General features: G+C 42.4%; 28 protein-coding genes. 15 read left to right on the forward strand and 13 right to left on the reverse strand.

The features are described 5' to 3' along the window. The first annotated feature begins 59 nt into the window (after window positions 1–59). From GPM24_RS19450 to hemH, 3 genes are all read left to right on the forward strand, one after another. The gene (locus GPM24_RS19450) at window positions 60–794 is read left to right on the forward strand and encodes a fatty acid desaturase (RefSeq protein ID WP_158828888.1); all 735 of its coding nucleotides are present in this window, start codon (window positions 60–62) and stop codon (window positions 792–794) included. A gap of 95 nt (window positions 795–889) precedes the next feature. After that, window positions 890–1,108 carry a DUF4287 domain-containing protein gene (locus GPM24_RS19455; protein ID WP_158828890.1) on the forward strand — a complete coding sequence of 73 codons (219 nt, stop codon included), beginning with the start codon at window positions 890–892 and terminating at the stop codon, window positions 1,106–1,108. 63 nt (window positions 1,109–1,171) lie between these two features. Next, window positions 1,172–2,185, forward strand: a complete 1,014-nt coding sequence (gene hemH / locus GPM24_RS19460; RefSeq protein WP_158828892.1) for a ferrochelatase — start codon at window positions 1,172–1,174, stop codon at window positions 2,183–2,185. Window positions 2,186–2,699: 514 nt separating this feature from the next. Here the strand turns inward: hemH and GPM24_RS19465 are convergent. Further along, on the reverse strand, window positions 2,700–3,917 hold the full coding sequence (locus tag GPM24_RS19465) for a 3-deoxy-D-manno-octulosonic acid transferase (RefSeq protein ID WP_158828893.1): 1,218 nt from the start codon (window positions 3,915–3,917) through the stop codon (window positions 2,700–2,702). 69 nt (window positions 3,918–3,986) lie between these two features. Here GPM24_RS19465 and GPM24_RS19470 point away from each other — a divergent pair, with 69 nt between their 5' ends. The 4 genes from GPM24_RS19470 (at window position 3,987) to rfbB (ending at window position 8,591) form a co-directional block, all read left to right on the forward strand. Then, complete coding sequence (locus GPM24_RS19470) at window positions 3,987–5,303, forward strand: UDP-glucose dehydrogenase family protein (RefSeq protein ID WP_158828895.1); 1,317 nt, start codon at window positions 3,987–3,989, stop codon at window positions 5,301–5,303. Between the two features lie 192 nt (window positions 5,304–5,495). Further along, window positions 5,496–6,479 carry a UDP-glucuronic acid decarboxylase family protein gene (locus GPM24_RS19475; protein ID WP_158828898.1) on the forward strand — a complete coding sequence of 328 codons (984 nt, stop codon included), beginning with the start codon at window positions 5,496–5,498 and terminating at the stop codon, window positions 6,477–6,479. A 27-nt stretch (window positions 6,480–6,506) separates the two neighbouring features. Continuing rightward, a complete protein-coding gene (galE, locus tag GPM24_RS19480) occupies window positions 6,507–7,529 on the forward strand; it encodes a UDP-glucose 4-epimerase GalE (protein WP_158828900.1) in 1,023 nt (340 codons plus the stop codon). A 9-nt stretch (window positions 7,530–7,538) separates the two neighbouring features. Continuing rightward, window positions 7,539–8,591 (forward strand): dTDP-glucose 4,6-dehydratase, encoded by a 1,053-nt coding sequence (rfbB, locus tag GPM24_RS19485; protein ID WP_158828902.1) that lies wholly within the window; start codon window positions 7,539–7,541, stop codon window positions 8,589–8,591. An 85-nt stretch (window positions 8,592–8,676) separates the two neighbouring features. Here the strand turns inward: rfbB and GPM24_RS19490 are convergent, their stop codons facing one another. Then, window positions 8,677–9,825 (reverse strand): lipase family protein, encoded by a 1,149-nt coding sequence (locus GPM24_RS19490; RefSeq protein WP_199269808.1) that lies wholly within the window; start codon window positions 9,823–9,825, stop codon window positions 8,677–8,679. 40 nt (window positions 9,826–9,865) lie between these two features. On the opposite strand from GPM24_RS19490, the gene GPM24_RS19495 reads away from it, so the two are divergent. Further along, on the forward strand, window positions 9,866–10,627 hold the full coding sequence (locus GPM24_RS19495) for a peroxiredoxin family protein (RefSeq protein WP_158828904.1): 762 nt from the start codon (window positions 9,866–9,868) through the stop codon (window positions 10,625–10,627). 78 nt (window positions 10,628–10,705) lie between these two features. On the opposite strand, the gene GPM24_RS19500 is transcribed toward GPM24_RS19495, so the two are convergent. After that, window positions 10,706–11,059 carry a HesB/IscA family protein gene (locus GPM24_RS19500; protein WP_158828906.1) on the reverse strand — a complete coding sequence of 118 codons (354 nt, stop codon included), beginning with the start codon at window positions 11,057–11,059 and terminating at the stop codon, window positions 10,706–10,708. Between the two features lie 96 nt (window positions 11,060–11,155). Between GPM24_RS19500 and GPM24_RS19505 the strand changes: the two genes are divergently transcribed. The 3 genes from GPM24_RS19505 (at window position 11,156) to GPM24_RS19515 (ending at window position 14,153) form a co-directional block, all read left to right on the forward strand. Then, complete coding sequence (locus tag GPM24_RS19505) at window positions 11,156–11,686, forward strand: DUF7935 family protein (protein ID WP_158828908.1); 531 nt, start codon at window positions 11,156–11,158, stop codon at window positions 11,684–11,686. A gap of 486 nt (window positions 11,687–12,172) precedes the next feature. Then, window positions 12,173–13,600 (forward strand): chromosomal replication initiator protein DnaA, encoded by a 1,428-nt coding sequence (dnaA, locus tag GPM24_RS19510; RefSeq protein WP_158828910.1) that lies wholly within the window; start codon window positions 12,173–12,175, stop codon window positions 13,598–13,600. Between the two features lie 94 nt (window positions 13,601–13,694). After that, window positions 13,695–14,153 carry a nuclear transport factor 2 family protein gene (locus tag GPM24_RS19515; RefSeq protein WP_158828912.1) on the forward strand — a complete coding sequence of 153 codons (459 nt, stop codon included), beginning with the start codon at window positions 13,695–13,697 and terminating at the stop codon, window positions 14,151–14,153. On the opposite strand, the gene GPM24_RS19520 is transcribed toward GPM24_RS19515, so the two are convergent. The 5 genes from GPM24_RS19520 to GPM24_RS19540 form a co-directional block, all read right to left on the reverse strand. Next, window positions 14,154–14,705, reverse strand: a complete 552-nt coding sequence (locus GPM24_RS19520; protein WP_158828914.1) for an NUDIX hydrolase — start codon at window positions 14,703–14,705, stop codon at window positions 14,154–14,156. It lies immediately after the preceding gene. Further along, window positions 14,698–15,105: a hypothetical protein gene (locus GPM24_RS19525; protein WP_158828916.1), complete on the reverse strand. Its 408-nt coding sequence runs from the start codon at window positions 15,103–15,105 to the stop codon at window positions 14,698–14,700. Before GPM24_RS19525 ends, GPM24_RS19520 begins: the two co-directional genes overlap by 8 nt. Window positions 15,106–15,121: 16 nt before the next feature. Continuing rightward, entirely contained in the window at window positions 15,122–15,937 is an 816-nt protein-coding gene (locus tag GPM24_RS19530; RefSeq protein ID WP_158828918.1) for a TPM domain-containing protein, read from the reverse strand. A 10-nt stretch (window positions 15,938–15,947) separates the two neighbouring features. After that, entirely contained in the window at window positions 15,948–16,382 is a 435-nt protein-coding gene (locus GPM24_RS19535) for a TPM domain-containing protein (protein WP_158828920.1), read from the reverse strand. A gap of 81 nt (window positions 16,383–16,463) precedes the next feature. Continuing rightward, window positions 16,464–17,042 (reverse strand): LemA family protein, encoded by a 579-nt coding sequence (locus GPM24_RS19540; protein WP_158828922.1) that lies wholly within the window; start codon window positions 17,040–17,042, stop codon window positions 16,464–16,466. 165 nt (window positions 17,043–17,207) lie between these two features. On the opposite strand from GPM24_RS19540, the gene GPM24_RS19545 reads away from it, so the two are divergent. Next, complete coding sequence (locus GPM24_RS19545) at window positions 17,208–19,496, forward strand: GH92 family glycosyl hydrolase (protein ID WP_158828924.1); 2,289 nt, start codon at window positions 17,208–17,210, stop codon at window positions 19,494–19,496. Window positions 19,497–20,024: 528 nt separating this feature from the next. Here the strand turns inward: GPM24_RS19545 and GPM24_RS19550 are convergent. Further along, window positions 20,025–20,585 (reverse strand): RNA polymerase sigma factor, encoded by a 561-nt coding sequence (locus tag GPM24_RS19550; protein ID WP_158828926.1) that lies wholly within the window; start codon window positions 20,583–20,585, stop codon window positions 20,025–20,027. Window positions 20,586–20,780: 195 nt separating this feature from the next. Between GPM24_RS19550 and GPM24_RS19555 the strand changes: the two genes are divergently transcribed. Continuing rightward, the gene (locus tag GPM24_RS19555) at window positions 20,781–22,331 is read left to right on the forward strand and encodes an NAD(P)/FAD-dependent oxidoreductase (protein ID WP_158828928.1); all 1,551 of its coding nucleotides are present in this window, start codon (window positions 20,781–20,783) and stop codon (window positions 22,329–22,331) included. A gap of 65 nt (window positions 22,332–22,396) precedes the next feature. On the opposite strand, the gene GPM24_RS19560 is transcribed toward GPM24_RS19555, so the two are convergent. Together GPM24_RS19560 and GPM24_RS19565 are read right to left on the reverse strand one after the other, a co-directional pair. Next, entirely contained in the window at window positions 22,397–22,783 is a 387-nt protein-coding gene (locus GPM24_RS19560; protein ID WP_199269809.1) for a hypothetical protein, read from the reverse strand. Window positions 22,784–22,795: 12 nt separating this feature from the next. Beyond that, window positions 22,796–23,353, reverse strand: a complete 558-nt coding sequence (locus tag GPM24_RS19565) for an RNA polymerase sigma factor (protein WP_158828930.1) — start codon at window positions 23,351–23,353, stop codon at window positions 22,796–22,798. A 171-nt stretch (window positions 23,354–23,524) separates the two neighbouring features. Here GPM24_RS19565 and GPM24_RS19570 point away from each other — a divergent pair, with 171 nt between their 5' ends. After that, window positions 23,525–24,007 carry a DinB family protein gene (locus tag GPM24_RS19570; RefSeq protein WP_158828932.1) on the forward strand — a complete coding sequence of 161 codons (483 nt, stop codon included), beginning with the start codon at window positions 23,525–23,527 and terminating at the stop codon, window positions 24,005–24,007. Further along, window positions 23,997–24,362: a CoA-binding protein gene (locus tag GPM24_RS19575; protein ID WP_158828935.1), complete on the forward strand. Its 366-nt coding sequence runs from the start codon at window positions 23,997–23,999 to the stop codon at window positions 24,360–24,362. Before GPM24_RS19570 ends, GPM24_RS19575 begins: the two co-directional genes overlap by 11 nt. A 74-nt stretch (window positions 24,363–24,436) precedes the next feature. Here the strand turns inward: GPM24_RS19575 and GPM24_RS19580 are convergent, their stop codons facing one another. Then, window positions 24,437–25,852, reverse strand: coding sequence for a methyltransferase RsmF C-terminal domain-like protein (locus GPM24_RS19580; protein ID WP_158828937.1), 1,416 nt, complete (start codon window positions 25,850–25,852; stop codon window positions 24,437–24,439). Between the two features lie 88 nt (window positions 25,853–25,940). Further along, window positions 25,941–26,254, reverse strand: a 314-nt coding sequence (locus GPM24_RS19585; RefSeq protein WP_158828939.1) for a hypothetical protein, incomplete at its 5' end; no start/stop codon positions are given.

A 26,254-nucleotide genomic window follows, 5' to 3' on the forward strand; every position in this document is an offset into this window, starting at 1 on the left:
GTGTTCTAGTTTTCTAAGGAGGAACAATACAAGTTGATTCGTGTTGATTGATTAAGGTTATGCAGGGAACTCCGTCTGAACATATAGCAGTTAAAAACTCATTTGCTGCTCATCAAACCCCTCCTTTAGGTGAGAGAGGGGCTGGCATATGGATTGCCCTGCTGGTTATTGGTGCTTGGCTAACTTCAACTATACTGCTGATGCGCTGGCAGGTAACGTTTATTAATCCTTTGCTTTACCTGTTTATTCTGTTGCAAATGCACCTTTATACCGGGCTGTTCATTACCGCGCATGATGCCATGCATGGTACGGTATCACCCAACAGAACTTTAAACAACTTGGTTGGCTATGTTACTACTTTTTTATACGCTGCTTTTTGGTATCCGAGGTTATTAACCAAGCATCATAAGCATCACAAGCATGTGCATACCGATGATGATCCGGATTATCATCAGGGTAGTTTTATTGCCTGGTATTTTCGGTTTATCCGCAATTACCTTTCTATATGGCAGGTAGTTTTTATGGCGGCTTTGTTTAACGTGCTTAAAATATGGATGCCGCAGCCTAATCTAATCCTGTTTTGGGTGGTGCCATCGTTACTAAGTACCTTACAGTTATTTTACTTCGGCACTTATCAGCCGCATAAAGGTGAGCATGATAATGAGCATCACTCGCGCACACAAAACAAAAACCATTTATTTGCTTTTTTATCCTGTTATTTTTTCGGCTATCATTATGAACATCATGCCTCACCGGGTACACCTTGGTGGCGGTTATGGCAATCTAAAAAGTAGGGCTTTGTCGTAAATAGCGTCGCATATTGTCGTATTTATACCTTTGTTGGCAAGACTAAATCTGTTTACTTTGTGTTAACCCAAACACATAAGGCATGTCATTTCAAGCTTATATCAACAACATCCAGGCAAAAACAGGTAAGGGGCCAGAAGATTTTAAAAAACTGGCTCAAGAAAAAGGCTTTACCGAGAATGGTACTATTAAATCAGGTGTAAAAGCCGGAGATATTACCAACTGGCTTAAAACTGAATTTGAGCTGGGACATGGACACGCTATGGCTATTTATGCGTTGTTAAAAGGTACGAAAGAATAAACCTGTCGTTGTAACCAATCAGTATTACACCGTATTGACAAAAAATATCGGATATTTGCACCGATGGGAAAAAAAGGAGTTTTACTGGTTAATTTAGGTACGCCAGACAGTCCGAAAACGTCGGACGTGCGCCGTTACCTGGATGAGTTTTTAATGGACGCACGTGTGATTGACGTTAATCCGGCTTTGCGTACGTTTTTAGTGAAAGGCATTATTGTACCCTTCCGCGGACCAAAATCAGCCAAAACTTATCAGAAAATATGGACCGAAGAAGGTTCGCCTTTAATGGTATATAGCGTAAAGGCCGCCGAACTGTTGAAGCAGCGCTTGGGCGACGAGTATCAGGTGGAACTGGCCATGCGTTATCAAAACCCATCTATTGCATCTGCTTTAGATAAGCTTAAAGCAGCACAGGTTGATTCCATTAAAGTAATTGCCTTATTCCCGCAATATGCATCGGCAACAACCGGTTCTGTACATGATAAAGTGATGGAAATTGTACGTACTTGGCAGGCTATACCGGATATCAGCTTTGTGAATTCCTTTTATGATAACGATATCATGATTGAAGCTTTTGCTGAGAATGGTGCTAAGCACAATCCCGAAAGTTACGATCATATACTGTTCAGTTTTCACGGGCTGCCGCAACGCCAATTGATAAAGGGCGATGATACCCATAATTATTGCCTTAAGGTAGCCAGCTGCTGCGAAACCATTACCGAATCAAACAAGTTTTGCTACAGTGCGCAAAGCCATGCTACAGCCAAATTGATTGCCGAAAAACTGAATATTCCTAAAGATAAATATACTGTTACCTTCCAGTCCCGCTTAGGCCGCGACCCGTGGGCGCAACCTTACACTAGTGAAATCATTACTGAACTAGCCAACAAAGGCAACAAACGCATTCTGGTGTTTTGCCCGGCCTTTGTGGCCGACTGCTTGGAAACCATCTACGAAATTGCCGATGAGTACGACGAAGAGTTCCGCCATCTGGGTGGCGAAAAAGTTCAGCTGGTTGAAAGCCTGAACGATTCGCCGTTGTGGATTGATGCATTGGAGCAGTTGGTGGTAGGGTAGTTAAACGCTTTTGTATTATTATTAATGCTTTGACTTTGGGTTGTGCCCTGTTAGGATGGGGATGTTCTTTGACCACAGCCTGTGGAAGTTACTTTTTCTTTTACTGGAAAAGAAAAAGTAACCAAAAAGAAACCTCTCGGCCGCACCTTCTTTCTACTTAGGTCAGTACTTGTACTTAGTACAGTAGTTACCGAAAGAAGCTGAATGCCGATTCTTTTTTTCTAAGTTATTCTGTCATTGCTTAACGCTATAATTCGAAAAAAAAGATTGGATGACAAAAGAAGGGCAAAGGCCCGCTGTTGCGCCCGGGCCAGCGATGGCCTTGCGGGCGGAGAGGTGATCGCAACAGCTAGGCCTTTTTGGATACTTTTGTGGCTATGACAAAAGTATCTAGCCCCTGCGGCAATGAGCAGACGATGTAAGTTTATTAATACTAAAAGATGTTAAACTTGCAGCACTAACCAACGATAGGAGCACAATTAACTCTCAATAAAGCCCGCTAATAACCGAAACCTTATCTTTTCAACTCCTCCATAATCACCGCCGTAGCCCCTTGATGCTCATCTACGTATTGTCCTGCCTTAGCACCGGCTCCTTTACAAAAGCTGTCATCTGAAATCAACTTTTCAATCACCAAATCAAGTTCCTGTTGTGAGTTGATAGTAAAACCTGCTTGCAAGGCAATTAAATCTTTAGCCTCTTTAAATTTTTCATAGTTTGGGCCGAACACAACGGGTATGCCAAATGCAGCTGCCTCGAGCGTGTTATGAATGCCTGTACCAAACCCGCCGCCTATGTAAGCAATATTACCATATTGGTAAAGTGATGAAAGCATACCTATGTTATCAATTATTAAAATCTGATAATATTCTAAAGGCCTGTTGAGAGTGGCTATTTGTGAAAATTGAACTATTTTATCTGCGGGTAGCAGGCTAGCCAACCGGTTAATTTTATCCGCACCTATTTCATGTGGAGCAATTACAAACTTCCAATCGGGATAAAATACAGCCAGTTGTGCTATTAACTCTTCATCAGGTGGCCAAGTGCTGCCAGCTACTAGTAAGGGTTGATTGTTCTTAAATTGTGCAATAATAGGCAATTCTTTGGGCTGTTGTGCGTTGGCCCAAACCCTATCAAAACGGGTGTCGCCACTGATGGTTACTCGGTTGATGTTGATGGATTGCAGTAAGCTTTTAGATGACTCATCCTGCACAAATAAATGCGTAACGTAGGTGAGCATGCGGCGATGCAGGCCACCATACCATTTAAAGAATATCTGGTTGGGCCTGAATATCGCTGAGATGACATATAGCGGAATCTGCCGGTTATGCAATTCTTTATAAAAATGATACCAGTATTCATACTTAGTAAACACCGCAAACCGGGGCTGAATAGCGTTGATAAATTCACGTGCGTTGGCGGCTGTATCCAAAGGCAAGTAGTACACCGCGTCGGCCAGTGGTGTGTTTTTTCTGATCTCAAAGCCCGATGGTGAAAAAAAAGTTATGATTATTTTTTGGTTAGGATAATGCGCACGAATAGCTTCTAAAACCGGGCGACCTTGTTCAAATTCACCAAGCGATGCAAAGTGGAACCATATACAATCGATTGTTTTGTGAATATTTTGCGTTCGCCTTCCAGATAACCATTTTTTGGCCTTTACGTTAAAGGCTGATGCAATAATGATAATGAAACGGTATAGCCAAATACCAAAATTATATAATATAAGCATATTAAATGGAATTCTTATATTCGTCGGATATAAGAGTAATTTTCACAAAACTAACAGAAAAATAATACTATGAGAATTGCAGTAGTAGGTACGGGTTACGTTGGATTAGTAACCGGCACGTGCTTAGCCGAAACAGGTAACGAGGTGGTGTGTGTGGACATCAACGAGGCCAAAGTTGAAATGATGAAAGCGGGTAAATTACCCATTTATGAGCCTGGCTTAGAGCAGCTTTTTCATCGTAACATTGCCCAGGGCCGTTTAACTTTCACCACCAATCTGGCCGAAGGTATTGCGCAAGCCCGTATCATTTTCTTGGCCCTGCCAACCCCTCCGGGTGGTGATGGTGCTGCCGACCTGTCATACGTGCTGGGTGCTGCTGCGGATATTGCTAAAATTATTACCGATTATAAAGTTATCGTAACAAAATCGACCGTACCAGTAGGTACTGCCGATAAAGTTACCGCTGCAATGCAACAGCATGCAGCACCTGGTATAGAATATGCGGTAGTATCTAACCCCGAGTTTTTACGTGAAGGTGTAGCGGTAGAAGATTTTATGAAGCCAGACCGTGTAGTGGTTGGTACTTCTGATGAGCGTGCACGCAAACTGATGGGCGAGCTTTATGCACCATACGTACGTCAAGGTAACCCAATCATCTTTATGGATGAGCGTTCTTCAGAGTTAACTAAATATGCTGCTAACTCATTCCTGGCTACTAAAATTTCGTTCATGAACGAAATTGCTAACCTGTGCGAACTGGTGGGTGCCGACGTAGATATGGTACGCCGCGGTATTGGTGCCGATGAGCGTATTGGCAGACGTTTCTTGTTTGCCGGTATTGGTTACGGCGGTAGCTGTTTCCCTAAAGACGTACAAGCTCTGGCTAAATCGGCCGAAGAAAACCAATACGACTTTAGTATCTTAAACTCGGTAATGAAAGTTAACGAGCTGCAAAAAACAGTATTGGTAGACAAAGTTAAAAAATATTACAACGGCGATCTGACAGGCAAACACTTTGCCATGTGGGGCTTAGCCTTTAAACCAGAAACTGATGATATCCGTGAAGCACCAGCTTTGTATATCATTGATGCACTAGTAGCAGCAGGCGCCACTGTAACTGCATTTGACCCAGAAGGTATGCAAAATGTTAAAAACCTGATTGGTGATAAAATCAACTACGCAGCAGATCCTTATGAGGCACTTCAGGAGGCTGATGCGTTATTGATTGTAACCGAGTGGTCATTGTTCCGCACACCAGACTTTAACAAAGTGGAAGAAACATTGAAAGCCAAAGTGATTTTTGACGGTCGTAACCTGTACGATTTGGATAAAATGATTGACTGTGGTTTTTACTATAACTCTATTGGCCGTAAGGTAATTGCCTAAATTCGTACTTCAGGCAAGGTAGTACATGGTGGGTGATGAAGGGAGCGTTGTAATTTGTGCAAACAAAATGCAGCGTTATCTGCTTAATCACTCACCATATTATTAATAGCCCCTTTGAGTTATTTTGCCGCTTGCCTAAAAATTATTAAATTAATCAACTCATCCCCTTAACGACCCCAAACTCACAAAGCTATGTCAGTAAGAAAAAGAGTACTCATTACAGGCGCGGCCGGCTTTTTAGGCTCGCACCTTTCAGATCGTTTTATTAAAGAAGGATACCATGTAATTGGTATGGATAACCTAATTACCGGCGACCTGCGTAATATTGAACACTTGTTCAAGTTAGAGCAATTTGAATTCTATAACCACGACGTGTCTAAATTTGTACACGTACCCGGCGAACTGGATTACATCCTGCACTTTGCTTCGCCAGCGTCACCTATTGATTACCTGAAAATTCCTATTCAAACACTTAAAGTAGGTTCATTGGGTACACACAATTTATTAGGTTTGGCGCGTGCTAAAAACGCCAGAATTTTAGTAGCATCTACTTCCGAAATTTATGGTGACCCAACTGTAAATCCTCAGCCCGAAGAATATTGGGGTAACGTAAACCCGGTAGGCCCTCGTGGTGTTTATGATGAGGCTAAGCGTTTTCAGGAAGCTATTACTATGGCTTACCATACCTTCCACGGCGTTGAAACCCGTATCGTGCGTATCTTTAATACTTATGGCCCACGTATGCGACTGAATGACGGACGGGTATTGCCGGCTTTCATCGGTCAGGCTTTGCGCGGCGAACCATTGACTATGTTTGGCGACGGTTCACAAACCCGTGCTTTCTGTTACGTAGATGATTTGGTAGAAGGTATCTATCGTTTGTTGTTAAGCGATTATGTACAACCGATGAATGTTGGTAACCCTGATGAAATCACCATCCGCGAGTTTGGTGAAGAAATTATTAAGCTTACCGGTACTGATCAGCAACTGATTGCTAAACCATTGCCCACTGATGATCCGAAACAACGCAGACCGGATATTACTAAAGCTAAGGCTATTTTAGGTTGGGAGCCAAAAGTATCGAGACAAGAAGGTTTGAAAATTACTTATGAATACTTTAAAAGCTTGCCTGAGCACGAAATTCAGCACAAAGAGTTTTCTCAGTATATTAAATAGTAAGAAAAAATATCTATCATCGCATCTATGAAAAAAATATTAGTAACCGGCGGTTTGGGCTTCATCGGCTCGCATACCGTAGTGGAACTGGTACAGGCTGGCTACGAGCCTGTTATTATCGACGATTTGTCTAATTCTCATGTCAGCATATTAGATCAGCTAACTGCAATTATCGGGTACAAACCTGTTTTTCATCAGCTTGATTTATGTGACGAGGCTGCCGTTCAAAACCTGGCTGCCACCGAAACTGATATTGAAGGTATTATTCACTTTGCTGCCTTTAAAGCAGTTGGCGAGTCGGTGCAGTTTCCGTTAAAGTATTATCGCAACAATTTTTACTCGTTAATAAACCTGCTGAACGCATATGCAGGCAAGCCGGTAAATTTTGTATTTTCGTCGAGCTGTACCGTATATGGCCAGCCAGATCAGCTGCCGGTTACTGAAGATGCACCTGTTAAACCAGCACAATCGCCTTACGGCAACACCAAGCAAATTGCCGAAGAGATGTTGCAGGATATGATGGCATCCGGTAGTAAGTATAAAGTAATATCTTTACGCTACTTTAACCCGGTAGGTGCGCATGAGTCGGCCCTGATAGGTGAGTTACCTATCGGCGTTCCGCAAAACCTGGTGCCATTCATCACGCAAACCGCTATAGGTAAGCGTGAAAAAGTAACTGTTTTTGGAAACGACTATAACACACCCGATGGTAGTTGCGTAAGAGACTATATCCATGTGGTAGATTTGGCCAAAGCCCACGTTGCTGCGCTGAGATTGATGGAGCAGGACAGCTTTACCGGATACGATGTGTTTAATATAGGTACTGGTAAAGGTACCAGCGTGCTGGAAATAATAACTGCTTTTGAAAGAGCTACCGGTGTAAAGCTAAACTACGTAATTGGCCCTCGCCGTGATGGTGATGTTGAGCAGGTTTGGGGCGATGTAACCAAATCAGAACAAGTGCTGCAATGGCGGGCTGAACTGGGTGTGGATACCATGATGTCGTCGGCTTGGGCATGGGAGCAGGCAATAGCTAAAAAGCCTTTATAACATACTGATATGAAAAAAATTATTATCACCGGCGGAGCCGGATTTATAGGATCGCACGTGGTGCGCCGCTTTGTTAAATCTCATCCCGAGTATAACATTGTTAACCTGGATAAATTAACTTATGCAGGCAACCTGGCTAATTTAAGAGATATCGAAAATGAGCCTAACTATAAATTCGTAAAAGGTGATATAGTAGATGCGGCGTTTATTGATGAGTTGTTTGCTGCCGAGCAACCTGATGCAGTAATTCATTTAGCAGCCGAATCGCATGTAGATAGGTCTATTGCCAGTCCGCTGGAGTTTGTAATGACCAACGTTATCGGCACCGTTAATTTGTTAAACGCTGCCCGCTTTCATTGGAAAGGCCGTTATGAGGATACTCGCTTTTACCATGTATCAACCGACGAGGTATACGGTACATTAGGCGAAACCGGTATGTTTACTGAAGAAACTGCTTATGATCCGCATTCTCCATACTCGGCATCTAAAGCCAGTTCCGACCACTTTGTAAGAGCTTACCAGGATACCTACGGCATGAATGCTGTCATATCAAACTGCTCTAACAATTATGGATCATACCATTTTCCGGAAAAATTAATTCCACTGGCTATCCACAACATCACGCAAAACAAACCTATCCCGGTTTATGGTAAAGGTGAAAATGTGCGCGATTGGCTGTGGGTGGAAGATCATGCCCGTGCTATTGATGTAATTTTCCATAACGCTAAATCTGGTTCTACCTATAATATTGGTGGACACAATGAGTGGAAAAATATCGATTTGATAAAATTGCTTTGCCAGATTCTGGATAAAAAATTAGGCCGCGAGCAAGGTACATCTGAAAAACTGATTACCTATGTAACCGACCGTGCCGGACACGATTTGCGTTATGCTATTGATGCCACCAAATTGAAAGACGAATTAGGTTGGACACCAAGCATAACCTTTGAAGAAGGTTTAGAAAAAACAGTAGATTGGTATTTAACCAACGAAGAATGGTTAAATGATGTAACATCTGGGCACTATCAAACGTATTACGAGGAACAGTATGATAACCGTTAGGTTATACGGCTGCTTTTGATAAGCCCTATCAATTTAACTATATCCTTTACAGAATGCAGGACCTGACTTCAGGTACCTGCATTTTTTATTTAGTGGCATATTCCTTTTCGGCCAAATAGTAATAAGGCCAGAACATATGGTGTGTAAATACATTTTTTGGATTGTCTGGGAATAGCTTCCGGTAACCATCATCGGGCATCAATATAACCGGTGTGCCGCAATGTACAAACAAGTTGTTGGGTGCATAATCTGGTTCCTTAAATTGTGGTAATGATTTTTTGATGAACTTGTATACCATGTGTCCCAAGTATTTTTCATTATTTTTAACAGCTCTTTCAGCTGGTTTTTTTAACCGGTTATAAATATGCTTTACATAAAGCTTTACAAAAAACGATTGACTTTTGAGCGCGCTATTAATATTGGCAAACGGGTTTAAACTGTTAAAATCATTTATAGTTTGAATGGAAAACGGCGTTTCGGGTACCCAATCGGCGGCATTAATTACGGATATAGCCCACCCACCGCGAGTGAGGTAGTCAAAATCGTATCCGTAATAAGTATTGCCGGGTTTGGGCGGCGCACTGCAATAAGTTTTGTAAGTTAACCCGGTGGGCAGTTGTCCGCTTTTTTCAAGCCAATCTATGTGCGACCGCAGTAAGTAAACAATAGCCGCCCCTTGGCTATGCCCCATAATGATAAAGTTTTTAATACCTTGTTGAACAGCCAACTCCCTGATTTTCGGAATAATGGTTTTAGACAAATCTGCCATGCCCAACAGCCAGCCTATGTGTACCGTTGCTTTAGGATTGTTAGCTAAGTGGTAGGCAAAGTTCGTAGTATCATTAATGTGCAGCTGACCTACAGCCGGTACCATAGCAGCATAAAAATTTTCCAGCCAACTTACCTGCGAGCCAGTGGTACCACGTATGCTTATTACAGCTGTATGATTATTATCAACCCATAAATCCCACCGGTTTTGCAACGGGCCTACTGCCGACCGGTATACCATGCGGTGATCCATAGGTTGTGGAACCTTATCACCCTTAATTACGGTATCCATCTGCTTGCGCGATATACGCAGCAATTCTAAATATTCTTTAGAATCAAATCCTGGTTTAAGTTGCCCGTAAGTATTTATGCTTAGTGATAACAGTAATAATATGTATAATAATATGTGTTTAGTAGTGGTGTATAAGTGGTGAAGTGTGCACTTTATCGGGTAGTATAGCATCATTTAAGGGGTTTTATATTTGAGTATTACTGTTTATGATAATATGAAAAGTATATTCCGCTCCGCCGTTATTGCTTTGACGTTCAGTGCAATTACAAATGTCGCTCAAGCTCAAAATAACATTGTATCCGCAAAAAAGGTTTACAAGCTGTCTAAGCTTAATGAACATTCCATCGTCAAAGATTCATCAGGTAACCGGTGTAATTATACCGCTTGGAATAACATGTTGGCATCAGGGCGTTATGGATTAAAAGTGGCTGAGTCAGCTAATGACAAACCATCGCTAATTATTGTAAAATTGAGTAAAACCGAACGGGAGGACGCTTTAGCAAAATTACCCAAGCCGGCGGAAAGTCCATTTTTTAAAACCGGAGAATTATTAAAACGCTTTAAAGTACAAGATGTCAATAGTCAGATATTTGACTCAAAAGAACTGGTCGGAAAAGTTGTAGTGCTGAATTTCTGGCATCTCAATCATCTGCCGAGCATGATGGACATTAATAATTTAAACGAATTGGCCGATGTCTATAAAGATGATCCAAATGTGGTGTTTTTAGCTATCCCTGCCGATAATCCTGACGAGGTAAAAGAATTTTTGGCCCATACAACTTTCAAATATCACATTATCGATAAAGGCAAAAGCATTATATCTAAATATAATATAGAGACCTACCCAACCAGTGTGGTGGTTGACAGGAATGGTAAAGTGCAGTATCACAGCAGTGGCTACACGCCTAACACAAGTTATTGGATAACTAAAACTATTGAGCAGTGTAAGCGCTATAATGAAAACGCTGCCTTATAATGTTAGATAACGCTTAGAAGCACAACAGCCGCATAGTAATACTATGCGGCTGTTGTTATTTTGATAGCTTGTAAGCTATTATACCGAAAAAGATGAACCGCATCCGCAAGTGCTTGATGCGTTAGGATTATTAAAGGTAAAACCGCGGGCGTTTAAACCATCCTGAAAATCAACTTGCATGCCTACCAAATACATACCATGCGCCTTGTGCATAAAAACACGAATGCCTTCAACGTTGTATTCCTGGTCGCCTTCTTTTTTCTGATCAAAGCCCAGTACGTAATTCATACCTGCACAACCGCCGCCTTCAACGCCAACACGCAAGCCAAAATCATCACCTAACTCTTGCTGGTCTTTTAGTTTTAATAATTCTTTCACCGCACCTTCGGTAAAACTAACTGGTGCTAATGCAGTTTCAACAGCTGTACTCATGTTATTTTTAATTTTACGCTATACAAATATAAACTAAAATACAGAGTTTTGTTGTGGCTGCACTATTTATGACGCATGCCTAACATTTAAAAACTTATGGTATTTTATAACTTATTGCTAGACATTGTAAAGTTAACGGTTGCCGGTTTAGGCGTAGTATGGGCAGCCATTTATATGATTAAGCCTTACCTGGATCGAAGCGAGCGCCTGCAGGTGCTGGAACTTAAAAAGGCTGCCGATAATCAAACGTTGCCTTTGCGGCTGCAAGCTTACGAACGTGTAATTTTATTTGTAGAACGTACTAACCCGTCTAATCTGTTAATCCGCTTAAACGGCGGCGCTTATCCGGCAGTAGAATTATACCGCATAGCCGTGCAGGAAGTGCGCGATGAGTATCAGCATAACATTACCCAGCAAATTTATGTGAGCAGCCGGGCCTGGGCTGTGGTTAGGCGTTTAAAAGATGACACCATTAATTTATTAAACAGTACACTGGCTACTTTGCCCGAAACGGCCACCGGACTGGATTTAAGCCGGGCACTGCTAACCCATTTAGGCCAGCTTGAAAATAATCCGTACGAAATAGCGGCAGATATGATTCACCGGGACCTGGAAGAGCTTTTCTAAATAATTTAGAGCCTGTAGTTTTGAATTCATGGCCAGTGCAATAAGCACTGTCAATGCAGTTGTATACCATAGTATATAGCTGCATTGTTTTTTATATTAACTGGCAGTTTAAAGTTTTTACCGGAAAATATTATACGCCGCTGCTTCAATACATTACATTTTTAACCGCGTTTAAGTAAGGGTTGTGGCTTAACAATTGATAGAATGCTGGTGTGAAAACGATGTAAGTGCCAGGTTATTTTGGTGTTGCAACACGTTAACAGAACGTAAAAATTATCTTAACTTTTAGTGTAATAGTGAAAGTGTAATTGCTTATTATTGTATCAATAGCTACGATATTATAAGCCCATAAGACAAAAGTTGCACTCCTGCAAATTTTAAATTTTATTTTTTAATCCGCTTTTTTTTCGAATATTCGATGTTCCGTAGAGGTGACATTGAAAGTTGAGGCTCGGGTTTGGAAATCAGTATTTTAGGTAAATGAATATGGAAAAAACTTGTACAAATGTTTGGGACAGCTGCTTACAAATCATCAAGGACAACATTCCGGCCCAAAGTTTCAAAACTTGGTTTGAGCCGATCAAAGCCTTGAAATTGGAGGGAAGCGTACTAACCATACAAGTACCAAGTTTATTTTTTTATGAGTGGCTGGAGGAACATTACGTAGGCTTACTTCGTAAAACCATTAAAAAACAACTAGGTGATGACGGCCGGCTTGAATACAATATTGTAGTAGAGCAGTCATCGTCAAGCAAGCCTTTTACAACTAACATGCCCTCGAACGGAAATGGTGCTGAAGCCAAAAATCAATCCATGCCGATACCTATTTCTCTAAATAAGGATATAAAAAATCCGTTTGTGATTCCGGGGCTTAAAAAGTTGCATGTTGATCCACAACTGAACCAGCATTATACCTTCGAAAACTTTGTAGAAGGTGATTGCAACCGTTTGGCCCGATCTGCCGGTTATGCCGTTGCTGCAAAACCCGGTGGTACTTCATTTAACCCGTTAATGATTTATGGCGCGGTAGGTTTGGGTAAAACTCACTTAGCGCAAGCCATAGGTAATGAAATAAAACGTACGCTACCTGATAAGTTGGTTCTTTATGTATCCTGCGAGAAATTTACCCAGCAGTTTGTAGACGCCCTGAAGCATAATAACATTAATGACTTTGTGAATTTTTACCAAGCCATTGACGTACTGATTATGGACGATGTGCACAACTTTGCCGGTAAAGAGAAAACACAGGATTTCTTTTTTCACATCTTTAACCACTTGCACCAATCGGGCAAGCAGCTGATTATTACATCAGATAAAGCACCTAAAGATTTAGCGGGTTTAGAAGAGCGTTTGTTATCCCGTTTCAAGTGGGGCTTATCTGCTGATTTGCAAGTGCCCGATCTGGAAACCCGTATGGCTATCCTGAAAAACAAAACCTATCAGGATGGTATCGAACTATCAGACGAGGTGATTGAATACGTAGCGCATAATATTGATAACAACATCCGTGAGCTGGAAGGCGCTATGGTATCACTGTTGGCACAATCAACCCTAATGCGTAAAGAAATTGATTTGGATCTGGCCAAATCAATGCTGCGCAACTTTGTAAAGCATACTACTAAAGAAATTTCAATTGAATATATCCAAAGCTTGGTGTGCGAATATTTTGAGGTACCGGTTGAGATGATTAAATCACAAACCCGTAAACGCGAAATTGTACAGGCTCGCCAGATTTCTATGTACCTGGCCAAGGCACATACCAAAAGCTCGCTAAAATCTATCGGTAACTTCTTTGGCGGTCGCGATCACTCTACCGTAATTTATGCTTGTCAAACGGTAGAAGATTTGATTGATACCGATAAAAAGTTTAAAGGCTATGTAGCCGATATTCAGAAAAAGCTAAAAATGTCTTAATTGAACCGTGTCTTTTTACTAACCAATTATAACCCTGATAGCCCTGCCATATGTGCGGGGCTTTTTCTATTTTAGAAAGGTAATTAATTAGTTTATGAAAAAAGCGTTACTGTTATTAAGCATACTCATCAATGCCGGTATGGCCTTTAGTCAATCACAAGAGCATGGCGCGGTAAAGCAGGTTGTCGATAACTTATTCACCGCCATGCGTACCAGTGATACTACTTTGCTAAAATCGGTTTTTCATGAAGATATGGTATTGCAAAGTGTGGCTAACAAAAGGGAGGGCGGTACGGCACTGATAACCGAAAAAGCTGCCGACTTTATCAAATCTATCGCTGCGCTACATAAAGAAGTTTACGACGAGCGTATTGAAATTAAAGATATCAAGATAGATGGACAATTAGCCAGCGTATGGGCTAACTACAAGTTTTACGTAGGCAGCACCTTTAGCCATTGCGGCGTAGATGTGTTTCAGTTGATGAAAATGGCGGATGGCTGGAAAATTATTTACATTGCCGACACCCGCCGGAAAGGTAATTGCCCGGAGTAGTTATTTCATCTCTCCGAGCTTTATGAGCGCATAAAACAGCGTAGTGCAATGCAGTGCTTGGGTTATTTTGTTTTCGGCTAGTAATTGCTTAACCTCATCAATGGTGTATTCTTCTACAATTATTTCTTCCTGCTCATCTAAGTGTTGAACCTGTACCTTTTTGCCGCCACGTGCCATGTAGCAATGGGTTAGGTTGTTGGCGGTTGACGGGTTGGCGTGTATTTTACACAAAAATTCTATGTTGTTAAACTCGTAGCCGGTTTCTTCCAGCAATTCCCGTTTCACGGCATTTTCGGGGCTTTCGCCTGCTTCAATTACCCCACCGGGTATCTCAAGTGATACTACACCGGCGGCATGGCGGTATTGCCTCACCATAATAATTTTATTGTCTTCGGTTAATGCTACGGCATTGGCCCAGTCTGGATATTCTAAAACATAGTAACCCGGAACCAGCCGGCCGTCGGGCATGCGGCATTTATCAATACGTAATGTGGCCCAAGGGCCTTTATGAACATATTCGGATGAGAGTAACTCCCATTTTAATTCAGGCATTTTGTTGTAGTAGGTATAGGATTTTGTTTCTTAATGCAATATTATCAAACGACTGTATGTGATGCTCTTGTTCCAGCATGTCAAAAATAAGCAGTGTTTTTTCAAGCAATGATTTAGCCTTGGCCGGATGCTTTAATGGTGTAGTGGCATCCTGAAAAAGTAGTTGAGCTAAAATGTCCAGCTTGCCGGCGCTATATCCTTTTTGCCGGATTAGTTGCATAAAGTCTTCGTTGGATAGGTGAGGTAGTTCGTTGGGTTGTAGGCCAAACGAACTGCGCATGGTATCTTCATATAACTGTTGCGCTTCCTCGTGCTCATTATTGTTTTTTAAGCCTAGTAGTTTCGCCAGGAATTGAGTTAGCCGCTCTACTTCGGTTAGGATAGTGTCTTTACGATACATACTGTTTCGAATTTAATTACCAGCTGCCACTGCTACCGCCACCGCCGGCACTGCCACCGCCAAAGCCGCCCCAGCCACCGCCGCTGTCGCCTCCTCCCCAGCCGCCACCGCCGCCAGAAAAACCGCCCCAATCACCGCCACGGCTACTGCGCCCCAGCATATTACCAGCCAATAACCACCAAAACGGACTTGCACCACCACGGCTGCCAATTACCCGGCCGCCACCACCGCCGCCACCCCTGTTGCGGAAAATAAGAATTAATACAACAACAATGATAATAATGATGATACCTGAACTGCCGCCTCCGTCGCCATTATCACGTGCACGGCGTTTGGGCTTTGCATCCGCCTTAAACTCACCCTTTACGGCTTGTATAACATGATCGGTAGCCGCATCTAAACCGGCAAAGTAATTACCCTCTCTAAAATTAGGTTTTAAATCTTTTTGGATAATTTGTTGTGTAGCGGCATCTGTTAATGAACCTTCTACGCCATAGCCGGTTTGAATGGTAACCTTACGGTCGTTAAGCGCTACCAGAATAAGCACACCGTTATTTTTACCTTTTTGCCCGATGCCCCAGTTGCGAATAAGTAAGGTGCCATACTGACTGATGTCATAATCGCCAACCGATTTAATAATTACAACGGCTATTTGAGTAGATGTAGAATCTTCAAAACCCATGAGCTTTTGTTCCAAGCGTTGCTTCTCATCAGCCGATAAAGTATTGGTGAAATCGGCCACCGGCGAATCCGGCTTGGATGGAAACTCCTGTGCAAAACACATCAGGCTGCAAAACAGAAAGCTAATCAGTAACAGTAATTTTTTTGGCATCTTCGTTAATTTACTCGCCATCCATAAAGGCGATATCATCAGAAAGTTCATTCTTGTCTTTGAGGGCGTACGGGAAATACTGCTTTAGCTGCTGGCCAGCCATGGATACACCGGTAATGATCCCATTTACTAGGTTATCTTGCTTAAACTCGGTTAGCATAGCTTCTTTAGTAGTATCCCAAAAGTTATCGGGTACTACTTGGTTAATACCGGCATCACCAATAATGGCAAATTTTCTGTCGGCAATGGCCAGGTAAATTAATACACCGTTCCGCAGTTTGGTTTTATCCATTTCCAGCTGGTAAAAATACCGGGCAGCCCTGTCAAGCGCTTCATCTTTGCATGATTTTTCAAGGCAAACTCTTATCTCGCCCGAGGTGTTTCTCTCAGCTTCTTCTACCGCACTGCGTATGCGCTGCTGGGCTTCTTCGTTAAACAAGTTCATAAGTGTTGAGGTAATCTATGGAATGAGCGCTTGAATGATTAAACAATAAAATATTCAAGCGCTCATTTAAAACCTTAAGTGTTAAAACTGAACTTTAGGCGCATTTTGTGCACCGGCTTCGGCTTCAAAATATCCTTTGGGCTGAAAACCAAACATCTTGGCAGTTAAGTTAGCCGGAAACTGACGTATCTTGCTATTGTAAGCTTGTACGGAATTGTTAAAATCCATCCGGGCTACGCTAATACGGTTTTCGGTGCCTTCCAACTGGCCTTGCAGGGCGGTGAAGTTGTCGTTTGCCCGCAGGGTAGGATAGGCTTCGGTAACCCTTAACAATCTGCCCAGTGCAGCACTCAGCTCACCTTGCGCTTGTTGATACTTTTGAACATTTTCGGGCGTTAATTTATCCGGGTCAACCTGTATAGAAGTGGCTTTTGCACGGGCTTCGGTTACTGCGGTTAATGTACCCTTTTCAAAATTAGCTACACCTTTTACGGTAGCAACCAGGTTAGGTATCAAATCGGCACGACGCTGATACTGACTTTGTACAGCTCCCCATTTAGCTTTAGTGTCTTCTTCGGATTGTACAATGCTGTTGTAGCTGCATGAACTGAAGGACATAGCGACCATAATCAATAATATCGCTGAGAATAACTTTTTCATTGCTCTGAAAATTTTGTTTTAAGTTGATTGATTGTTAGATTACAAATAATATACCGTTGTTACAAATATCAATATGGTAATTATGTTTGATAAAGTTATTTTATCGTACTGGTTTATCGTTTTACCTAGTATATTTGAAGCATTCTCTTTACTTTATCTAAATTCATGAAAAAACTGCTGACTGCCGTAATGGCGTTATCTGTCTTTACGGCTTATAGCCAAAATAGGGAAAAACTGGTTCCATATGTAAAACCCATTATTGGTACACAACGCATGGGGCATACTTACCCAGGTGCTACGGTGCCTTTTGGTATGGTTCAGTTAAGTCCTGAAACTGACACTATTGGCTACGAGCAAAACGGAAAATACAACCCCGACGTATATAAATATTGCGCCGGTTACCAGTATGATGATAAAAGCATTGTAGGCTTTAGCCATACCCATTTTAGTGGAACAGGCCATTCAGATTTAGGCGACTTTTTGATAATGCCTACAGTTGGGGAATTGAAACTAAACCCCGGCACAGCCGATAAACCCCGTAGCGGTTATCGCTCGGCTTTTTCGCACCAAAATGAAGTAAGCCAAGCCAACTACTATAAAGTGAAGCTGGATGATTATAATATCCAGGCCGAACTGACTACTACCACTCGAGTAGGCTTCCATCAATACACTTTCCCTAAATCAGATCAATCGCACATTGTGCTCGATTTGATGTCTGGCATTTATAATTATCCCGATAAAAACGTATGGACTTATGTTCATGTAGTGAACGACACTTTGGTAACCGGCTATCGCCAAACCAATGGCTGGGCTAAAAACCGGGTGCTGTATTTTGCTATGAGTTTTTCTAAGCCGTTTACACAGCATGGTTTCCGCAACTACTCTAAACGTGAGGTATACCGGGGCTTTTGGGGAAAATTCAATCAAACCAAAAACTTTCCAGAAATAGCCGGACCGCAAATTAAGGCCTATTTCGATTTTAAAACAGAAGAGGGCGAAAAAATTAAAATCAAATTCGCACTATCGCCGGTGAGTATGGACGGTGCTTTAGCTAACATGCGGGCCGAAGCTACCAGTTGGGACTTTGATAAAGTGAAAGCTGCCGGTCAGCAACAGTGGGAAAATGAACTGGATAAAGTTGTTATTCAGTCTAACAACCGCGAGCAGAAAGAAAACTTTTATACAGCGGTTTATCATACCCTTATTAATCCTACCATTTATATGGATGTGGACGGCCAGTATAAAGGGCTTGACCAAAATGTGCACAAGGCCAACGGTTTTACTAATTACACTACCTTTTCGTTGTGGGATACTTATCGTGCCCTGCACCCGCTGTTTAACGTAATTGCGCCCGAACGTAATGCAGACATGATTAAATCCATGATTGCACACTATGAGCAAAGTCCTGAACACATGTTGCCTATCTGGTCAAACTCGGGTAATGATAACTGGTGTATGTCTGGCTATCATGCCGTTGCCGTAATTGCCGATGCTGTGGCAAAAGGCAATACTAACTTTGATGTGAATAAAGCACTGGAAGCTTGCGTAGTTACAGCTCGCCATCGTGATTATGAAGGTATCGGTCTGTATATGGATAAAGGTTACGTGCCAGATGAAAGAAGCGGCGTATCGGTATCCAATACTTTAGAGTATGCTTATGACGACTGGGCTATTGCACAAATGGCTAAAAAGCTTGGCCGGAATGATATTTACGAGGAGTTTAACAAGCGTGCGCAGAATTACAAAAATGTGTACGATCCAGCTGTTGGCTTCATGCGCCCTAAACTGGCCAACGGTACGTTTCGTAAAAACTTTGATCCATTAACAACCATTAATCAAGGCTTTATTGAGGGTAATGCCTGGAACTATACCTTGTTTGCTCCGCAAGACCCGCAAGGTTTAATTAACCTGATGGGTGGTAGCAAACGTGTGGTGCGTTACCTCGACTCGTTGTTTACCATGCACCTGCCCGACGCCTTCTTTGCCGAAACCGAAGATATTACCCGCGACGGTATTATCGGTAACTATGTACATGGCAACGAACCATCGCACCACGTAGCTTACTTATATAACTGGACCGATCAGCCCTGGAAAACGCAGGAGCGTGTGCGCATGATACTACCTAAAATGTACAAACCTACGCCTGATGGCTTAGGCGGTAACGACGATACCGGCCAGATGAGTGCCTGGTATATTTTTACCAACTTAGGTTTTTATCCCATGGCACCAGGTAATGACGAATATGCATTAGGCAGCCCGGCCGTAAATGGTGCAACTTTAAACCTGACCAACGGTAAGGTATTTAAAGTAACTGTTAAAAACCAAGGGGATAAAAACGTATACGTACAAAAAGTATTGTTGAACGGTAAGCCGCTAACGGGTTTATCCATTAAGCATGCCGATATTATGAATGGAGGAGAGCTGGTGTTTTATATGAGTAATAAGCACAAGTAATCATTTAAAAAGGAGGCCTCAAGTAAGGCCTCCTTTTTTGGTTAGTGCTTTTACTTCTTTTAGTGTTTCATTAGGACAGGGATGTTCTTAAACCACAGCCTGTGGATGTCACTTTTCTTTTTACCGCAAAAAGAAAAGTAACCAAAAGAAAAGCTCTCGGCCGCACCTTCTTTCTACTCAAGACAGAATCAGTACTTCGTACAGTAGCCACCGAAAGAAGCTGAATGCCGATTCTTTTTTGTCTATTATGTTCTGCCAGTGCTGTACATTATTAGATAAGAAAAATGCAATTGGACGAAAAAAAGAAGGGCAAAGGCCCGCTATCGCGTCCGGGCCGGCGGCTGCCTGCGTTGTTGGGTAGGGATCGCGAGAGCTAGGCCTTTTTGGATACTTTTGTGGCTATGACAAAAGTATCTAGCCCCTGCGGCAATGAGCAGACGAAGTAAGTTCGTCACCACTAAAAGAGGTTAAACTAACTATACAAGCCGAACAATAGTAGCACAAATTCATATAACGTAAATAATTAATTCAACTCGCTAAACATCTGCGTTCACGAACATCTAACCGGCTCAATTTATTTTTCAAAACACCCCTTGCGCGGCACAAAGTAGTGCGCGATACCAGCTCACTGATACCTAAAGTCTCGCCAATTTCCTGATGAGAATAACCTTCGATGGCATATAAATTAAACACCGAGCGGTAGTGATCTGGCAATTGCTGAATCAGTTTTAGCAAGTCTTTTGATTCCAGGTCATTGTTATGATAACTCATTTGTAAGGTTACACCCTCCGGTAGTTCCTCAGATAGAATAAGAGGTTTCAATTTACGGTATCTCGAAATAGCGGTATGCACCATAATGCGGCGAATCCAACCTTCCAAGCTGCCTTCTTTACGATATTTTTGCATCGAGGTGAAAACCTTTACAAAACCTTCCTGCATAATATCTTGTGCTTCATCACGGTCTGTAGCGTAGCGCATACAGGCAGTTAGCATGCGTGGCGCTAATATTTTGTAAAGCATTTCCTGTTGCTTGCGGTCATTATTCAAACATCCTTCCCAAATCCGGTTTAAACTATTTTCAGCGATCATGATAATCAATTTAAGATAACACCGCTATGCCAATTATAGAACCAAACGTTAAATTATTGATAATCAATAATCTTCGTTGGTGTGCTGTGTTTTAAACGTTCGGAAGCGAACACTTGACACGAACACCGAACACTTCATAGCCTCGTAGATATTGCATATCTTTGCAACATCCGGGATAAAAACCCGGCAACCGTTATGATAAAAGAAATAGAGATAGTGTGCTCGCCCGAGCAGCACGAAGATGAAACTGCCTTAAAAGCCCTAGCCGCAACGGCGCTTAAACTTTCGCCCAAACGTATTTCCGGAGTTAGGATTTTGAAACGCTCTATTGATGCGCGTGGACGCAAAGTGGTTTACCGTATGCAAACGCGGGTGTTTGTAGATGAGCCGGTACAGGCAGAAAGTTACGTGGTTAACTATCCGAATGTTAAAGAAGCCAAACCGGTAATTATTGTAGGTGCTGGTCCGGCAGGTATATTCGCTGCGTTGCAATGTGTGCTGTCGGGCTTTAAGCCAATTGTTATTGAGCGCGGCAAAGATGTAAAACAACGTCGTCGCGATTTAGCGAACATTAATAAGCAGGGGTTGGTTAACCCCGAATCTAATTACTGTTTTGGCGAAGGTGGTGCCGGAACGTATTCGGATGGTAAGTTATACACCCGGTCAACCAAGCGGGGCGACGTAAACCAGGTACTCAAAATGTTTGTAGAACATGGCGCGTCTGAAGATATTTTGGTAGATGCCCGTCCGCACATTGGTACTAACAAGCTACCGCAAATTATTACCGCCATGCGCGAAACTATCTTAAATGCAGGCGGTGAAATTTTGTTTGATACCAAAGTAACTGAATTGATTGTGCAATTCAGTAAACTTAAAGGCGTGAAAACAGCAAGCGGTAATCAGTTAATGGCCGATGCTGTGATACTGGCTACCGGTCACTCCGCCCGCGATGTGTTTTATATGCTGCATCGTCAAAATATTTTGGTAGAAGCTAAGCCATTTGCCTTAGGCATACGCATCGAGCATCCACAAGAAATTATTGACAAGGCTCAATATCACTGTGATGTGCGCGGACCGCATCTGCCGCCATCTTATTATAGTTTGGTAGAACAGGTAGACGAGCGCGGTGTATTTTCATTTTGCATGTGTCCGGGTGGTATTATTGCTCCTTGTTCAACCGAACCGGGCGAAATTGTGGTGAATGGCTGGAGTCCTTCTAAGCGGAATAATCCTTTTGCCAATTCGGGCACGGTGGTGCAAATTAACTTTGAAGATGTGGCTGGCGATGACAATGATCCGTTCAAGCTTCTTAAATATCAGCAGCAAATTGAGCAAGCTGCTTTTGCGGCCGGTGGTGGCAACCTGGTAGCCCCCGGTCAGCGGATGGTTGATTTTGTAGAAGGCAGGGTATCAGCCGATATTCCAAGAAACTCTTATTTGCCCGGTGTAGCCAGCGTTGACTTAAAAGATGTGCTGCCATCTCGCATACACCAGCGTTTGCAAAAGGCTTTACCTGTATTTGGTCGTAAAATGAAAGGATATTACACTAACGAGGCGGTATTGGTAGGGGTTGAGTCGCGTACCTCATCGCCCGTAAAAATTCCGCGAGATCGGGACACGTTGCAGCATCCGCAGGTAAAAGGTTTATACCCTTGCGGAGAGGGGGCAGGTTATGCCGGTGGTATTATCTCGGCTGCTATTGATGGAATAAATTGTGCCGTAGCTGCCATAAAGCAGGTAGGCTAAAATGTATTTAATAGTAAAGGGCGATTGATAATTATACAATCGCCCTTTGTTTATATTGTGCAAGGTTAATCTGCTGTTTCATCTGCTGGCTTCTTAACATCTTCATCCCATTCACGCCGCCATCTGGAACCTCGGCCATGGCACATTCGGTCGGCAAATTGTTCTTTGAACTTGGCGCGTTCTTCGGGACTCATGTTTTTAAACTTTTCGGCCATCCGTCCGCGTCCCCATGGCGCACCGCCGCCAAACCGGCCACCCCGGCCAAAGCCAAACAATACTTTGCACAGTACAAAAATACCCATGGCTTGCCAAAAGGTAATAGAACTTACATGCAGTACATCGGGCAAAATGTTGTTCCATAGCTGCATAACTATCAAACTGGCAATAGCCAGTACTGCCGCAGCTATCAACGGGATAAAAATAAAACGTCCTTTATAAAATGCTTTTTTCATGATTTTTAAATATTAATCGTTAATCAAATCGTCATACAATTGCCTGAGTCGCTCGCGAAGGTGCAATACCGCATACCGTTTGCGCGATACCAAAGTTTGTATGTTTACGCCGGTTTTATCAGCAATCTCCTGAAAAGATAAATCTTCCAGTTCCTGCCAGATGAATACCTGCTTTTGCTCTTCGGGTAGTTCGTTTAGTGCTACAAAAAGCTGCTCCCAAAAAAGATTACGCACATACTCGGTTTCAGGTGTGCGGGTATCGCTAAGCAAAATCTCGCTAAAATTGGGTTCGTCATCAGTTTCATCGCCATCAGTTAGCAGATCATCCAGCAACCATTCGGTGTGCTTGCGGTATTTGTCGGTAATTTTATTGCGGGCCACGCGATACAGCCACGCGCCGGTTTGCTCAATGGGTGATGTGTTAATTACGGCACTTAACTGATACCAAACATCCTGCAGTATGTCTTCGGCATCAGCATCGCTTTTTACCCTGCGGCGAATAAACGACAGCAGGTTTTTACCATAAGCTGCAATAGCTTTTAGTACGTTGCTGTTTTTATCTTCGGTCATCAGGGCGGTTACCAATTTTATATGCTTTAGTTATCAAGGCAGACGATTGATCTAGAAAAAGATTTTAAGAAATGTTAAAATAATGAGAATGTAGATTGAAAGCATTTCTTAAAGCATAAAACAATATATAGTTAAGCATAGTTAGCCATAAACATTTTAGCTTTTTAGAGCATGACAACTGCTGATAAGTTACAAGCCGAATTGGAAAACACATTTTCGGGGCAACCCTGGTACGGAAACAACATCTATTCTATTATAGAGCAGATAACCTTTGAGGCGGCATACGAAAAACCTGCGGGTTCGGTGCACAGTATTGCCGAAATAGTATTGCATATGCTGGGCTGGACCGAAGAAGTAATCAACCGTATGCGAGGCAAACCAGCTGGTGTTGCAAAACGTGGCGACTGGCCCGATGCCGGTACACCCGACGAACAAAAATGGCAGCAGTTGGTTAGTGATTTAAAGCTGGCTAATGTAGATTTGATTGGCAAGATGCAGCATCTGGCTGACGAAAAATGGGATGAACTTATAAACGATCAGCGTGGAACTGAGCCGGTAACCAGTTATAAACAACTGATACGAGGTTTTATTCAGCATCAAATTTACCATGCCGGCCAGATTGCATTATTAAACCGAATGATTTATGGCAGATAAAAAAACCTTAATACTGGGCGCTACGCCCGATCCGAGCCGATACGCTTACCTGGCCGCTAACCGTTTGGTACGCACCGGTCATACCATTGTTAACGTAGGTATAAAAAAAGGTGAAGTAGCCGGCGTGCCCATTGAAAAGCCGGAGACTATTCATGATGATATAGATACGATTACTTTGTATGTTGGTCCGCAAAACCAGCCACAGTTATATGATTATATCATCAACACCAAGCCAAAGCGTATTATTTTTAATCCCGGTACCGAAAACTACGAGTTACAGCAAATGGCAAAAGCGCAAGGTATAGACACCTTATATGCCTGTACGCTGGTGATGTTATCTACAGGGCAGTACTAGTTGTAAAAGAATCATGTTATCTTATTAAAGTATAATAGCAAAAAGGTCATTCTTGAAATTGAATGATCTTTTGTTTATAAATTGTCTTTGGTAACTCTGGGTTCCTGGCTTTCCGATGGTGCTTGACTCAAAATCCGTAGTTCTTTCGGATAGTAATTATTTATACGGTTAGGCAGTAGCTTGGCCCAACCCAAAGCAAAACCTTTATAAGTCATCAGGCTCCAGCCTTTAATTGGCGTATCTAAATCGTTGACGTTGTCGCGGCGTAAATAAGCAATGGCTTGATCGTATGTAAGTTCGGTTTGCATGAATGCATCTTTGTTAATCAATAAACTTAACGCCAGTTCATGGTCGGGTATTAATTCTTTGCCTGCCAGTTTTCCCAACCTAACGCCAGACTTTTTAATATATAGATATTGTTGTAAGGTTTCCAAGCTATCGCGATGATCCCGGTTGATAGCCAGCCAATCTTCGTTTTGTTTAAAAAAGTATAGAGATGAAGGGTTAAGAACGTACTCCTTTACCATATCTATTTCTTTGTAGTTGGGCTTAGGTGCTTGTTTGTTCTTTTTGACTAACAGCTCACCATTGCTCTCTTTTTTTTGAAGACAAGCTATAAACAAACCTTCGCCTTGCACCTTGTCTGGGTAAAAGCGATATCCCCAAGCCTTATGCTCTGCCGACTGGCTTTCTACAATACCCCAATTTGCATCAACTGAAATGCGAATACTTTCCAGTTCAAATTCATTGCATAACCAATCTAAAACAGCTTCATCTTCTTCATAAGAGTAAGAGCAGGTTGAATAAACAAGATAGCCATCCTCTTTCAAGGCCGGATACACATCCGCCAAAATGCGCTCCTGCCGTTGCTGGCATAAGTTTACATTTCCTTCCGACCATTCCTCCATCGCAGCCGGATCCTTACGGAACATACCCGAACCTGAGCAGGGCGCATCAACTACGATGATATCGAAAAATCCTTTAACCCTTCCAAATGCCTTTGGGTCGTTATTTGTAACAATGGTATTAGTTCGTCCCCATCTGGTTAAGTTATCTGCTAAAATAGGCACACGGGTTTTAATAATCTCGTTTGCAACCAGCAAGTCGTCATCTTGAATAAAAGAACTGATTAATGTACTCTTGCCGCCAGGAGCCGCGCATAAGTCGAGCACCTTGAGCGGACCATCGTCATTACTATATATATAATGTAATATGTGGTCTAAAAACATGGATGATGCTTCCTGTACATAATAGCAACCGGCATGGAACAACGGGTCGAACGTAAAAGATGGCCGGGAATTCAAGTAACGCCCCTCTTCACACCACAGCACAGGCTCGCTACTATCAAACGAAATTGATTTTGCAGAATTAATACGTATTGAAGTCGGCGAATGTGCCTCATCATGCACTTGTACAAAAGCATCCTGACTAAAGCCAGGTGTGTGCTGAAGGGATGAAACAAAGCCTTCCGGAAATTTAGTTGCTTGCATATAGTATCGCAAAGATATGAAATCAACATACAGGATAACGAAGTTACGAAGCTGATAAAGGTATGTACATCTTAACTGTAAAGGGATGTTAATTAAAGATTAAAATAATTGCAAAAAGATTTGTAAAGAAGTGAGCAAAGTTGTTACCTTTGAAGCCCTGCAAGCGAATAATGCAGGGAAGTAGTTCTGACAAAGGAAGAAAAATAGGCGGCGTAAACCACCAAGTGCAAAGAAAGTTTGACGTTTTTAAAATAAAATTCGCAGCTTTGAATAATTTTTCTACTTTTGCACTCCCACAGCGGCGGGGGAATGTACATTGAAAGAGGAAGCGGAACAGCAGTTGGCTGCAGCCACGAGGCGGCAGGTGACTGGTCAGGGACGGGGCTTTGGAAAGGCAGTTAA

Source organism: Mucilaginibacter lacusdianchii, assembly GCF_009770985.1.
Lineage (GTDB): Bacteria > Bacteroidota > Bacteroidia > Sphingobacteriales > Sphingobacteriaceae > Mucilaginibacter > Mucilaginibacter lacusdianchii.

Coding starts and splice junctions, on each gene's coding strand:
- GPM24_RS19450 (WP_158828888.1), top strand. CDS start 60: ATGCAGGGAACTCCGTCTGAACATATAGCAGTTAAAAACTCATTTGCT.
- GPM24_RS19455 (WP_158828890.1), top strand. CDS start 890: ATGTCATTTCAAGCTTATATCAACAACATCCAGGCAAAAACAGGTAAG.
- hemH (WP_158828892.1), top strand. CDS start 1,172: ATGGGAAAAAAAGGAGTTTTACTGGTTAATTTAGGTACGCCAGACAGT.
- GPM24_RS19465 (WP_158828893.1), bottom strand. CDS start 3,917: ATGCTTATATTATATAATTTTGGTATTTGGCTATACCGTTTCATTATC.
- GPM24_RS19470 (WP_158828895.1), top strand. CDS start 3,987: ATGAGAATTGCAGTAGTAGGTACGGGTTACGTTGGATTAGTAACCGGC.
- GPM24_RS19475 (WP_158828898.1), top strand. CDS start 5,496: ATGTCAGTAAGAAAAAGAGTACTCATTACAGGCGCGGCCGGCTTTTTA.
- galE (WP_158828900.1), top strand. CDS start 6,507: ATGAAAAAAATATTAGTAACCGGCGGTTTGGGCTTCATCGGCTCGCAT.
- rfbB (WP_158828902.1), top strand. CDS start 7,539: ATGAAAAAAATTATTATCACCGGCGGAGCCGGATTTATAGGATCGCAC.
- GPM24_RS19490 (WP_199269808.1), bottom strand. CDS start 9,825: ATGATGCTATACTACCCGATAAAGTGCACACTTCACCACTTATACACC.
- GPM24_RS19495 (WP_158828904.1), top strand. CDS start 9,866: ATGAAAAGTATATTCCGCTCCGCCGTTATTGCTTTGACGTTCAGTGCA.
- GPM24_RS19500 (WP_158828906.1), bottom strand. CDS start 11,059: ATGAGTACAGCTGTTGAAACTGCATTAGCACCAGTTAGTTTTACCGAA.
- GPM24_RS19505 (WP_158828908.1), top strand. CDS start 11,156: ATGGTATTTTATAACTTATTGCTAGACATTGTAAAGTTAACGGTTGCC.
- dnaA (WP_158828910.1), top strand. CDS start 12,173: ATGGAAAAAACTTGTACAAATGTTTGGGACAGCTGCTTACAAATCATC.
- GPM24_RS19515 (WP_158828912.1), top strand. CDS start 13,695: ATGAAAAAAGCGTTACTGTTATTAAGCATACTCATCAATGCCGGTATG.
- GPM24_RS19520 (WP_158828914.1), bottom strand. CDS start 14,705: ATGCCTGAATTAAAATGGGAGTTACTCTCATCCGAATATGTTCATAAA.
- GPM24_RS19525 (WP_158828916.1), bottom strand. CDS start 15,105: ATGTATCGTAAAGACACTATCCTAACCGAAGTAGAGCGGCTAACTCAA.
- GPM24_RS19530 (WP_158828918.1), bottom strand. CDS start 15,937: ATGCCAAAAAAATTACTGTTACTGATTAGCTTTCTGTTTTGCAGCCTG.
- GPM24_RS19535 (WP_158828920.1), bottom strand. CDS start 16,382: ATGAACTTGTTTAACGAAGAAGCCCAGCAGCGCATACGCAGTGCGGTA.
- GPM24_RS19540 (WP_158828922.1), bottom strand. CDS start 17,042: ATGAAAAAGTTATTCTCAGCGATATTATTGATTATGGTCGCTATGTCC.
- GPM24_RS19545 (WP_158828924.1), top strand. CDS start 17,208: ATGAAAAAACTGCTGACTGCCGTAATGGCGTTATCTGTCTTTACGGCT.
- GPM24_RS19550 (WP_158828926.1), bottom strand. CDS start 20,585: ATGATCGCTGAAAATAGTTTAAACCGGATTTGGGAAGGATGTTTGAAT.
- GPM24_RS19555 (WP_158828928.1), top strand. CDS start 20,781: ATGATAAAAGAAATAGAGATAGTGTGCTCGCCCGAGCAGCACGAAGAT.
- GPM24_RS19560 (WP_199269809.1), bottom strand. CDS start 22,783: ATGAAAAAAGCATTTTATAAAGGACGTTTTATTTTTATCCCGTTGATA.
- GPM24_RS19565 (WP_158828930.1), bottom strand. CDS start 23,353: ATGACCGAAGATAAAAACAGCAACGTACTAAAAGCTATTGCAGCTTAT.
- GPM24_RS19570 (WP_158828932.1), top strand. CDS start 23,525: ATGACAACTGCTGATAAGTTACAAGCCGAATTGGAAAACACATTTTCG.
- GPM24_RS19575 (WP_158828935.1), top strand. CDS start 23,997: ATGGCAGATAAAAAAACCTTAATACTGGGCGCTACGCCCGATCCGAGC.
- GPM24_RS19580 (WP_158828937.1), bottom strand. CDS start 25,852: ATGCAAGCAACTAAATTTCCGGAAGGCTTTGTTTCATCCCTTCAGCAC.